Here is a 12,176-nt window from a genome sequence, read left to right as displayed (position 1 = left end):
CCTTGCGCGGTCGCTTGCGACAATCTACATCTTCGCGCAAGTGCGCATCTTTGGCACGTTAGTGCCTTTTTTATGTGACAGGGAATTCTTCGGAATTTCCTGTCACATAAAAAAACCAGACCTTCTCATCGGAAAGTCTGGTAGTATAATTAGAGTAGCATCTTGTCAAGAGAAATGCAACCGACTTTGTTTAAGACGCAGGTTTCCTGTTTAAGACGCAAGTTTTTTCCTGCGGTTTTATGTTATACTAATATTGGATTATTGTGCAAAGGAGATGGCACGATGCAGATTGCGATTGTGGATGACAGAGCAGAGGACAGAGCCGAACTGTCTGCCTGCCTGGAAAATTATATGAAAAAGCATCAGCTGGACTATACGCTGACAGAATTTGAGGACGGAGAGAATTTTCTGAAAGCTGCCGCCCAGGTCAATTTTCAACTTGTCTTTATGGACATCTATATGGAGAACATGGATGGAATAGAGGCCGCCAGAAGGCTGCGCCAGAAAAACAGGCTTTGTAAGATTGTTTTTCTGACCATTACAGAAGATTATGCCCGGATGGGGTACAGCCTGTCCGCCAGCTATTATCTGCTGAAGCCGCTTTCGCTCCATCAGGCAGATTTTGAAGAAGCGATGGAGCTGTGCCAGCTAAAACCGCCCTATGAAGTGATGACACTTTCGGTTATGGCTGACCGTCAAAAGCTGGAACTTCCCACAGAGAAGATTCTATACATAGATTATCAAAACCGTATGACACGGATTCATACGGCAGAACGCGTGATACCGGTAAGCGGAGGCTTTCAGGAGGTTACTGCCGCATTGCAGAAGGACAAGCGTTTTTTGCCCTGCTACCGGGGCATTTTAATCAACATGGATTACATCAGCCAGGTTGACAGTCAGACCTTCCGTTTGATAAACGGGGAGGAACTTCCGATTGCCCTCCGCAATGGAAAACAGCTGCGGGAAACCTACCGTCAATATGTTTTCTCTGGAATGGGGGGTATCGTATGAGAATGAAGCAAATGCACAGGCGTATTCTGGAGGGCTGTCTGGCCTGTCTCCTCTGCTTCACCTGCAGTATCCCAGCATTTGCCGCCGAAACTGCAACCCCATCCAATGCCGATGAAAGAAGGGAGATTTTGCCGGATTTAGAAAGCGAGGCTCCGGAGACACTGGAGAGCAAAACCCCGGAAGCATCGGAAGAAGTATCCCTCGTCCTTGTCACAGAAATACAAAATGAAGACGAACTGCTCTCCCTGCCAGATTTCACCCTGCCCCTTAGAACCACACCGTCTGATGATGACCTGGAGGAAATTTATCAGCTGGCCCTTCGGTATCAAACCGTCTGCGCCACTGTAACAGCAGGTAAAGAAATCCGGCAGGAAACATTTTCTGTCGCATGGGATTTTTCGGCCATTGACCAGACCACTCCAGGCGAATATACCGCAGCAGGCCGGATTGAACTGCCGGAGGGGTATGCCTTTGGTGAAGCTGTCTTGCAGGAGCTTCAGATTTCCGTCCGGGTAAAAGAAATGCCGCCTGCTGTCATTACCTCCATAGAGAAGTGGTATCCTTATACGGACGCGTTTGCGGTTCAACAGGGCAGCGAAACCGAAACGCTGGAAAATTTGTTTGCCTTTTCCCCTTACTATCTGGAATGCTATGCGGAAAATGGAACCAGCTACACCGCTGTGGTGGAATGGGATTTTTCTGGTATTGATTTGAATACTGTGGGACTGTACCATGCAGCAGGAAGGCTGACTGCACCGGAAAATACCATATTTGCAGATCGTGTCGATTTCCCTGAAATTTCAATTCCTGTTTCTGTTCAGGCTCCGGGCAGCCCAGACATCAACTGCTTCCTGGTTCGCAGAGGAAGCCTTTATTTTCCCTGGGTCACACCGCCGGGGAATCTGGACAAGGTCAGTATATGGCTGTCCAAAAACAACGGTTCATGGAACCGTCTGGAAAGTGGCGTTTATGTGGGTCAGGAAATGCTCTCGATTGCTACCCGTCTGCTGATGCCGGGCAGCAGTTACCGCCTTCAGGTGGATTATGACGGCGGACAGACCGGCATCCTGTCCTTTACCTACGCAGATGAAATTGTCCTTGAGGGGTATCATGAAGGCGACCGGGATGGAGGGGATGCAGGCGGGAATCCACCCGATACCATCATTCAACCGCCTCCTGAAGATACCGACGATCAGGAAGATGGTTTTACAGACAGGCCCTCCACAAAGCCTCCAAAACCGCCTGCAACAAATGGCGGTGGAACGAATTCCGATGATTCTGAAAAAGCACCACCGGTCAGCGGAGAAAATAAGCCTACGGATCACAAGCCTTCCGAGCCATCCTGGGTTGGAAAGGATGATTCCATAGATAAAGAAGAATTCCCATCGAAACAGACAAACGGTGATGCAGAGGAAGCATTAGAACCAGACGCTGGTTCCGATGAACCGACTATACCGGAATCGAAAAACAGGAAAGATTCAGTGCAAAGCGCTATGACCGTTCCCCAGGAAGGCGCAGATTCCCAAAACTCCGCGTTTTCAGAGTTCTTCGATGAAACCACCGACCGGATTTCCGGCACGCGCTTTTTGATGATGCTGCAAACAGGGGAGCAAAGAGCCGTCTTTTCCAAACAGGGAATCACCATCAGCATACCAAAAGACGCCTTGCCGGAGGGCATCCAAAACGAAGATCAGATTGAAGTCATCATCCAAACGGATACGGACGGCGGTTTTTCTTTTTCGTTTTCCATCAATGGAACTGCGCTCAGCTCCCTGCCGGATGTTTCTGTCATGCTGCCCTGTCCAAATGACCCGGCAGCCGGCACATGGTTCCTCTGTGATGAAAGCGGCGTGGAAATTCCCATGACCGGTTATGACGATGCGGCAAAAGCCGTCTCCTTTCAGATCAGCCATACAGGGGCATACACCATTGTGGGAAAGGAAGATGCCGTTTCCCTGGCACAGGCCGCCGACACAGAGCATAGCCGGTCGCCCATACTCCTTTTGATTCCGGCCTGTCTGCTTCTTCTGTCTGCCGGTGTGTTTTTCCTAAGGAGGAGGCGAAAATAAGATGGTATCTTCTGCGGTAAAAAAATATGCTGCCTTATGTATGGTCTGCCTGTGCTCATCCCTGTTTTTTCTTGGCCTGTATCAGTTCAATAATAAATATAGCCAGAACACAATCCAGGCGGCAAATGGGATTCTGGCGCTTTCTGAGGAAGAACTTCAAAAGTCACCGGTGCGCTTTCTGGTATCCGGCTGGACATTTTATCCTGACGCGCTTTTGACCCCGGAAGAAATACGGGATGAAAGCCATTATATGCGCTACCTTTCCATCGGAGAGCAGACCAATTTCTCCAGCCCTGCAAACCCTTCTCCCTATGGCTGCGGGACTTATCAGATGACATTCTTTCTGCCGGAACGGAAGGAAACATATGCGCTGGAAATCCCAGAAGTGTTTTCTGCTTACAACCTTTATCTGGATCATGACCTGATCCTGCAAATGGGGGAACCGGCACAGGGGACACCATTGGTTCAAAACCGCATGGTCACTTTTCATGGCGGAAAACCGGTCACACTCACCATAGCGGTCAGCAACTATGACCACTTTTACGGAGGAATTGTCTATCCGCCTGCTTTCGGAACGATGCTGGCGGTCAATACAACCAGAGGAATCCGGTTTGCATTCTGCCTGTTCAGCTGTACAGTTACCTTTGTCTGTGCGCTGCTGTCCTTTTATTTCAGCCGCCGGATGAAACAGAAAAATACATTCCTGTTCGGACTGATCTGCCTTGCCATGTGCGGCCTGTCATCCTATCCGGTGCTTCATATGCTGGCTGCGGTTCCCGTATTCCCCTGGTACACGATTGAACTGTTCTGTATCTATCTGGTTACCTGGCTGATCGTAGTTCTGCAAAACCGGATATGCAGGCCGGGCTTCCTGCCTGCGGCCATCAGTAATGGAGTGGGCGCTGCCTTCCTGGTATATGCGTTTGTGTATGGCATGATGGCTTCCCATCTCTCCCTTGGAGCGATTCGTTTCTTCTCTGCATCGGTCTTTTGTTATAAGGCGGCATCTGCGCTCTATCTGCTTATCATCGCTGTGCTTGCCATTCACAGAGGAGAAAAACGGAGCAGGCCGATCTTCTATGCTGCGGCAGCCGCAACCTGCGCCTTTATATGGGATCGCCTTCTGCCGGTTTATGAGCCGGTTATCGGCGGTTGGTTTTTGGAATGGGGCAGCTTTTTCATAGCAGCAGCCATCGGTTATTCCCTCTGGCGCGATGTGATAGAAGGATATGGAAACAGCCTGATTTTCCAGGAAGAACGCAAGCAGGTCATCCGTCAGCTTTCTATGCAGACCGAATACAGCCGTCAGGTTTCTGAGGCAGCGGCAGAAAATAGAAGGCTGATCCACGACATCAAACACCATCTGCGCACCATAGACCGCATGGCCTCTGAACGTGGGCAGACGGAGATCTGCTCCTTCCTGTTACAGGTAGAGGAACAGTTTGCGGCATCATCGGGTCACTCCCCTGCCCAGTTCTGCAAAAATCCCGTCGTAAATGCACTGATTGAATACTACTACGGCATGGCGCAGACACAAGGGACAGAATTTCAGGTGCGGCTCGATCTTCCCGATCAGATGCCGCTTACCGATGTGGAACTGTGTACGGTGCTGGGCAATCTTTTGGACAATGCCGTTGAGGCGTGCAGCCGCCAAAAGCAAGGGGTGCGCCGCGTTTTCATTGCAGGCGAAACCAGAGGCAATATGTACTTTTTGAAGATTGAAAACACTTACGACGGTCTGGCCTTGCAAGAGGGAAAAACATTCCTCTCCCGAAAGGGTACATCTGCTGATCATGGAATCGGGCTTTCCTCTGTCCGAAAAATCATTGAAAGCCATGGCGGTGATCTCGATCTTGTTCCCGGTGAGGAATCCTTTCTTGTTGGAATTACAATACAGATGTAAAAACTGTTTTTTGAGGCGCATTCAGATAACATAGGCAAGACCTGATGGATGGACTTTGCCCGGAGGGTGTGGGGTATCCCAGATTCAGGATACCGTAGGCGAGCAATGTTTCGGAATATCCTTTTGGACATTCCGATACGCTCGTTGGGGGTCTCGGCTGCCGCCGCCAGAGGATTGACACATTTTCGTTTGCCGCGTATAATAATAGTAACAGGCAGGGATCGTTCCTGCCACGAAAATATTGTCCGCCCACCGTTCTCCCCGAGGGGGGTTGTTCATATACGTTCATTATTTCTGCATAAATTCAAACACCGCCTCTTTCGTCGGAATCGCAGGGATTCCACCTCTCTTTTGCACACACAATCCTGCAACTGCATTTCCCAAAACAGCACACTTTCTGATTTCTTCCCATTCCATTTTTTCAACATTCTTATTCACGGAAAGGATACTGCATAATACGCCTCCCCAGAATGAATCACCTGCCCCAGTCGTGTCGACCGCATGTATCTGAAATGCTTTGATGATTTCTTTTCTGCTTTTTGTTGCCATAAGAACGCCCTGTTCTCCCAATGTAATGGCAACCAGCTTTGGTCCCATGGCAAGGAGTTGATCGGCAGCCTGCTCATAACTTTTCGCCTCTGTCAACAGAGTACTCTCTTCATCCGATACCTTCATGACATCTACCAATTCTATGACAGATCTCATTTTTTTCACTGCATCCTCTTTGCTCTTCCAAAGAGACGGTCGATAATTCGGATCATAGGAAATAAGTGCACCCGCTGCTTTTGCCATTTTTACCGCTTCAATCGTTGTACTTTCTGCCGGTTCATCTGTCAGCGATAATGATCCAAAATGAAAAATTTTACATCCGGAAATTAACGTCTGATCCAGTTCTTCTTTTTTTAACTGTGTATCTGCACCTGGTTTTCTTGCAAAAGAAAAATTCCGTTCTCCATTTTCACCGATTTCCACAAATGCCAGTGTTGTAAAATAATCTGCATCTTCGACGATAGCATCTGTATTGATTCCTTCCGTTTGCAGTGTCTTCTTTAAAAATTTACCATGCATATCGTTTCCAACTTTTCCAATAAAAGAGGTGCGATACCCAAAGTGGCTTGCAACGGTCAGAAGATTTGCCGGAGCACCGCCGGGATTCTGTTCGAACAATTTTCTCCCACCCTGACTGTGTCCTGCTTCCGTAAAATCAATCAGCAATTCTCCCAATGCCACGATATCAACTTTTTCTTCCATTTTTCAGTTCCTCCACAATCTCGTTATAACGTTTTTTATTTAACCGGTAGAAAAATAATACAACCGCAGTCACAATCCACAGTGCACCTGGAATCGTCGTAAATGCATGTTTCATAATTGAAAGTACAATTGCATTTTGTGTCTGATTTGCAATATAACCATATTTTCCAAGTATTCCTGCTAAAAGTGCTGTTCCAACTGCCATTCCGATTTTATTTCCGAGTGAAATAAACGCATACTGAAAACCGTCATTTCTAAGTCCGGTTTTCCACTCCCCATATTCCACACAGTCTGGAATAATTGCATAGATTGCGGTATTAAATCCAGAGAAAAAAAACTGTGTGAGACCAGATAATGCATAAAAAATAGCTGGTGATTCTTTGGCATTGAAGAAAAACATAGGCAACATGGAAATTCCTGTAAATAAAGCAAAGAGAGATGCTGTTCTTCCTTTGTTATTCAACTTGTGGAATAATGGTTGAAAACAAGCCGCCCCGATGATAGAAGGAATAATAATGCACATCGAATAAGTTGTGTAGTAAGAGGCATTCCCTTCCACATATGTAAAATAATACAGAATATCTGCGTTTCTACCATACAATGTAAATCCAAATAATATCTGTCCTGCCAATGCAAGAAGATATGGTCTGTTCTGCATGACTGCTTTCAACTGTACCTTTACAGAAATTTTTTCTTTTTCCGGAGTAATCAACGCCTCTTTCGTCTTCGCAAAGCAGAAGAAATGACAGGCTGTAAAAATACATCCATATATGACCGCAACCGTCAGATATCCTGTCTTTGCACTGTGACTGCCGAATTTGCTGAGCAGTGGAACTGTGATAATATTTAACACACCAATTGCAATCATCGCTGCAACCGAACGGGATGTATTTATTTTTGCACGTTCATCAATATCCTGTGTCATAGCACCACACAAGGTTCCATATGGAATATTCACACAGGTATACCCCAAAACCAGCAGACAATATGTAATTACCATATAAATGATCTTTCCATTCTGCGACCAGTCAGGTCTTGCCCAGAATGTCATGACAAGAAGAATCGCTGTAATTGGTGCCGCTACTAACAGCCATGGACGGTACCGTCCCCATCTCGATTTTGTTTTATCCGTAAGGCCCCCGACGATTGGATCATTGATTGCATCCCAGAATCTTGAAAAAAGCATAAGTGCTGACACAGCCGCCATACTGATTCCGAACACGTCTGTATAAAATATCATCAGAAAATTACTGACGAACATCCAGCTGAAATTACATCCAACATCACCAAACCCATATGCAATCTTACTGATCAGCGGTACTTTTCCATTTTTGTTTTCGCTTCCCATATGTCTCTCCTATTTTTATTAAAGTTTCTGACAGAACTCTATTCTTTCTTCATTTGGTCCCTTAATCATAAAAAACTTCACACCATTTTCCCAAAATGGCAGTTCTTCGATTCCGTCTGTAATAACTGTGTATTTTTCATTGCAGATTTTCTGATACATACTATCAATGTCTTCCACATCAAGTGCAATATGTTGGTATGCACCATCTGACATTACCGCCTTCCCATTTTCAAAAGTCTCTATACAGTATTTTTTATCTGTAAAAATGCCACTTTTTCCCCTGCTTTTTCATTATAAGACTGCATAATTACTTCAAATCCAAGACTCTTATAAAACTCAACTGTTTTCTGTAAATCGTTTGTCGGAAGCCCGACATGGGCAACTCCGACAATTCCATATTTATTTTCCATATGTACTCCTTACTTTTCATTGACGTTGATAATTACTTTCATCGTTGTCTCGCGGTTATCATCAATATACTGGTATGCCTTCAGATAATCCTTAAAAGCAAATGTCTTTGAGATGAGCGGCTTCAAATGAACTTTGCCCTCATTTACCAGTCTGATTCCATCTATATAATCATCATGGCGGTACATCATCGTACTCTTAATGTCAAGTTCGTGGTCATTTGCCACTGCAAGATCTACTTCTGCCATTCCTGCAAAAACAGCCACCAGTACGATCGTGCTTCCTTTTCTTGCATATTTAATTGCCTGTCCCATTGTGATATTGTTTCCGGCACAGTCGTAGATCACATCCGCCTTATCCGGTCCAAATGCTTCGATCATTGCCTCGCCGAAATCTTTGTTTCTAGTATTCACACATACATCAATCCCACATTCTTCTGCCTTTGCCAGTCTAAGATCACTGATATCTGTGATCATCACTTTCGCTGCCCCCATTCCTTTTGCTGCCTGTGCTACAAGATTTCCGATCGGTCCTGCACCAAGGACTGCAATATTCATGCCAGCCACATCGCCCATCTGTTTTACACCATGAACTGCCACCGCAAGCGGTTCGATCATAGCTCCTTCTTCATAGGATATGCCTTCTGGAATCGGTGTTACTTTCGATGCATCCACTGCAAAATACTCAGATGCTGTTCCTGTCGTCTGAAATCCCATTACTTTTAATTCCTCACAGAGATTATACTTTCCATGACGGCATGGATAGCAGTGTCCACAATATACCTGCGGCTCTATCGTCACCTTCTGTCCCACATGAAACTCTGTAACATTTTTTCCAAGTTCTGTGATCTCACCGGAAACCTCATGTCCCTGTGTTACCGGATATTTTGTAAACGGATGTTTTCCATGATAAACATGAATATCTGATCCACAAACACCAATATTCATAATCTTTACCAACACCTGATTTTCCTTTACCTCCGGAACCGGAACCTCTCTGAAAATAATTTCTCCTGGATTTGTCATTACCTGCTGCAACATAATTGTTTCCTCCTTTTTTGTTTTATCTTATGTTTTATAAAATGTTTTATCAAAGTAATTATATTATTACCATGTTAACAAACTTTGTCAATATATTTTTTCATATTTTATATATTTCATAATTTCAAAATATATTTTTTGTGTATTTTTCACAATTAACACACAAAAAAAACGGAAAGGAAACCGCAGTTACTGTTTTCTTTCCGTTTTTTACTATAATTTCTTTTTCTAATCTTACACAACTTCTCGTTTTTCACACATATAAAGCGGACATCCGCATTCGCTTTGCAACCTGTCAGTGGGAGCTGTACCGTACGGAATTTTCAATTCAGAAAATTCCTACTTGTGGACAGTTACTACAATTCTACCATATGTTTTGTGAAAAAGTATTTCGCGGCTCCAACAGCCGACGCTTCTTTCTTATACGAACAATTTTTCAAGTATGAAACATCATGCTCAAAGCCATTATATGCCATCACTTTTTCTCCCAGTGGTATCATATAATCTGACAATACACCTCCCACATCACCTCCTAGTATGATATCCATATCATATGCCATCCGCAGATTTGATATCAAAACCGCAAGATGATCCAGATACTCATCCCATATCTGCAAAATTTTTTCATCACCACTTTCAATTTTTTCCATAAACGCATCCAATGACTGCCTATTATCTTGTGTCAACACACTTGCAGCACAATATGCATCTGCACATCCTAATTTACCACAATAGCACTTTCTTCCACTGGGAACGAGTATCATATGACCAAACTCTCCTGCTTTCTGGTTCTGCCCTCGAAACAGCTTTCCATCTATGCAGAATGCACCTCCTAAGGTGTGGTTCAAAGACAGATATATCGCATTTGGATACTTTTGCTTTTTTTCTGCAAGCATTGCAGCATTAGCATCGTTTTCAAAATATACTGGAATTTCCAGAGCCTGCTCTAAAAAGCGCAGACTATAATTTTCTATACCTAAAGCATGGGATTTTAAAACGATCCGTTCTTTCTGATTAATAATTCCTGGAATCGCCACTCCAATCCCAAGTAGCGTGTCCTTCGCTACTTCGCCTTCAAGAAAAGTTTTGACCTTTTGTGCCGCCTCTGTACAATAAGATAATTCAGCCGTAAATTTTAAACGGATGCGACCTTTTTTTATAATCTCATCTCCAAGATTTACTAATACCATTTCTATATGATTCGCTGTAATCAAAATTCCCATTGCATGACAGTATGACTTATTAATCCCTATACTTTTTGCCTTTCTTCCACCGGTTGAAGCATATTCCCCAGTTTCTTCCAACACCCTTTTTTCTAACAAGTCATTCACATTTGCTAACACAGTCGGCATACTCAAGTTTAACTCTTTTGCAATTTCCGCCTTGGATGTAACATGATTGTTCAGCACATAATTAATTATTTTTTTTCTTGTCATATTTTTTTTATCTTTATTTTCCGTTTTCTTACCCTCTTTTATTAAATATTTTACAAAAGAATTATATGCTTTTTTATGCTTCTTGTAAAGTAATGTTCTATAATAAAAATTTGCTGCATTCAAAAATACTGGCATTTAAGAATCAAATTTACCAAATACCCACTCACTATATTTTTCATTCACGTTATCTCATCATTCAGATTTTCAACAAGTAGCTTATCCAGCTTTTTATGTATTGTTACTGGCTGTTCCTGAATCGTATGTATATGGTCAAAATATTTTTCAATAACAGGAAACGCATTCTGTATCAGAAAAGCATTTTCTTTTCCTGCAAATAAGCCAATTACAATTGTATTGCATTTACCATATCTTTTCTTTTTCTTCTCAATGATTCCCTTATACTTATCTGCTTGTGAACTAATCGGTATCATCCAATATATTTTTGGATTCTTTTTATCCTAAATCGCATAGTAATGTGGTCGATAATTTCCTTGTTCCTTATTGCTCATCAAATATTTATCCTGAACCAAGTCAAAAAATTCATCCTTGATATGGTAAGAATATCCCTGTCGTATCTCCATAAACAATCTTTCCTCTGTGATAAAATTCCCCATCAGCATTCACTGATGGGGAACATTTACGAACTATACTATTTTTATCCCACCTGTATAGCAAGTGGCTTCATTTACGAACTGAATTATTTATACCCCGCACCATCAGCAAGCGGCAAACATTTACTTCTATCCTTAGTATATACAGTTTCTCTGAATTTAGCAACCTGTTTTTTAAGTTTAGGACAATAAGCGGGAATCCTCGGCAATTCAATTACCGAGATGAAAGCGCAGGAGTGTGCATATCTGCACAATGCAAATAGTATAATAATTCTCATCCTTTGATGGTAATGCCGTAACCGGCATACAATAAAAGCGAAAATATGTTCGAATAATAATTGCGTATTACACTTCAATATGATATACTATATGTATGAAAGGAAATCTGATACATTATAGAACTTGCGTGTGTAATATTAACTACCATATGGTTTGGCCGGTGAAATACAGACGGAAGATATTAACCCCAGAAGTTGAGAAATACCTGCAGGAACTCGTGCAGCAGATAGCTGACGATAAAGGTTTTACCGTTCATTTATTTGAATGTGGTGAAGGTGATCATGTTCACTGTTTTGTATCAGCTCCACCAAAGCTGTCAATAACAGCCATTATCAAGTATCTGAAGGGGATTACAGGCAGGAAATTATTAGAACGTTTTCCGGAAATAAGAAACCAGTTGTGGAAGGGAGAACTGTGGAACCATTCCTATTATGTGGAAACGATCGGATCCGTATCTGAGGAAAATATTCGCCGTTATATTGAACATCAGAGCAAGTCGTATTAATTCAATGTGAATTGTAAATATTCATATGCATGGCTGTCTGAAGGGGGAGGAGAATGCTGTTGTCGCACAGAACATCGGTCAATATCCGGCCGGAATATTCTAATATTATAGGGCATATGTGTTACGCTGCTTCCAAGCTCTGGAATGTCTGCAACTATGAACGCCGTCGATATAAAGAATTGGGGCTGGAGAAGTATCCTGACTGGTATTATCAGAAGAAAGCGCATAAAGGAGATCTGTGGTATAGACAGCTTCCGTCCCAGACAGCGCAGGAGACCTGCAAGCAGCTGGATAAAGCCTGGAAATCATTTTATG

9 protein-coding genes and 2 pseudogenes are annotated in these 12,176 nt (G+C 43.3%); 5 read left to right on the top strand and 6 right to left on the bottom strand.

Going from position 1 to position 12,176, the window contains the following annotated elements:
• The first annotated feature begins 282 nt into the window (after nt 1-282).
• The 3 genes from DWV73_RS00055 to DWV73_RS00045 are packed head-to-tail and all read left to right on the top strand — an operon-like array spanning nt 283 to nt 4,983.
• Entirely contained in the window at nt 283-1,011 is a 729-nt protein-coding gene (locus DWV73_RS00055; RefSeq protein WP_181986181.1) for a LytTR family DNA-binding domain-containing protein, read from the top strand.
• Nucleotides 1,008-3,080, top strand: a complete 2,073-nt coding sequence (locus DWV73_RS00050) for a hypothetical protein (RefSeq protein WP_117794957.1) — start codon at nt 1,008-1,010, stop codon at nt 3,078-3,080. The genes DWV73_RS00055 and DWV73_RS00050 overlap by 4 nt, the downstream gene beginning before the upstream one ends.
• Nucleotide 3,081: 1 nt before the next feature.
• On the top strand, nt 3,082-4,983 hold the full coding sequence (locus DWV73_RS00045; RefSeq protein WP_117794955.1) for an ATP-binding protein: 1,902 nt from the start codon (nt 3,082-3,084) through the stop codon (nt 4,981-4,983).
• 288 nt (nt 4,984-5,271) lie between these two features.
• On the opposite strand, the gene DWV73_RS00040 is transcribed toward DWV73_RS00045, so the two are convergent.
• The 6 genes and pseudogenes from DWV73_RS00040 to DWV73_RS12900 form a co-directional block, all read right to left on the bottom strand.
• On the bottom strand, nt 5,272-6,234 hold the full coding sequence (locus DWV73_RS00040; RefSeq protein ID WP_117794952.1) for a carbohydrate kinase: 963 nt from the start codon (nt 6,232-6,234) through the stop codon (nt 5,272-5,274).
• Nucleotides 6,218-7,582, bottom strand: a complete 1,365-nt coding sequence (locus DWV73_RS00035; RefSeq protein ID WP_117794950.1) for an MFS transporter — start codon at nt 7,580-7,582, stop codon at nt 6,218-6,220. Before DWV73_RS00035 ends, DWV73_RS00040 begins: the two co-directional genes overlap by 17 nt.
• A gap of 18 nt (nt 7,583-7,600) precedes the next feature.
• A pseudogene (locus DWV73_RS00030) lies at nt 7,601-7,992 on the bottom strand (VOC family protein).
• A 9-nt stretch (nt 7,993-8,001) separates the two neighbouring features.
• A complete protein-coding gene (locus DWV73_RS00025; protein ID WP_117794948.1) occupies nt 8,002-9,030 on the bottom strand; it encodes an alcohol dehydrogenase catalytic domain-containing protein in 1,029 nt (342 codons plus the stop codon).
• A gap of 356 nt (nt 9,031-9,386) precedes the next feature.
• Nucleotides 9,387-10,589 carry an ROK family transcriptional regulator gene (locus tag DWV73_RS00020; protein ID WP_347471917.1) on the bottom strand — a complete coding sequence of 401 codons (1,203 nt, stop codon included), beginning with the start codon at nt 10,587-10,589 and terminating at the stop codon, nt 9,387-9,389.
• A gap of 56 nt (nt 10,590-10,645) precedes the next feature.
• On the bottom strand, nt 10,646-10,897 hold the full coding sequence (locus DWV73_RS12900; RefSeq protein WP_242995680.1) for a hypothetical protein: 252 nt from the start codon (nt 10,895-10,897) through the stop codon (nt 10,646-10,648).
• Nucleotides 10,898-11,450: 553 nt separating this feature from the next.
• Here DWV73_RS12900 and tnpA point away from each other — a divergent pair.
• Together tnpA and DWV73_RS00005 are read left to right on the top strand one after the other, a co-directional pair.
• Nucleotides 11,451-11,861, top strand: a complete 411-nt coding sequence (gene tnpA, locus DWV73_RS00010; protein WP_117794946.1) for an IS200/IS605 family transposase — start codon at nt 11,451-11,453, stop codon at nt 11,859-11,861.
• 53 nt (nt 11,862-11,914) lie between these two features.
• Nucleotides 11,915-12,176, top strand: a pseudogene (locus DWV73_RS00005) (RNA-guided endonuclease TnpB family protein); the annotation flags it as partial.

Origin of the sequence: Clostridium sp. AF12-41 (assembly GCF_003461685.1) — a bacterium.
In the GTDB taxonomy this organism is placed as follows: domain Bacteria; phylum Bacillota; class Clostridia; order Lachnospirales; family Lachnospiraceae; genus Otoolea; species Otoolea fessa.
Note: the sequence above shows the minus strand (reverse complement) of the source record. Positions and strands in the feature narration are given on the sequence as shown.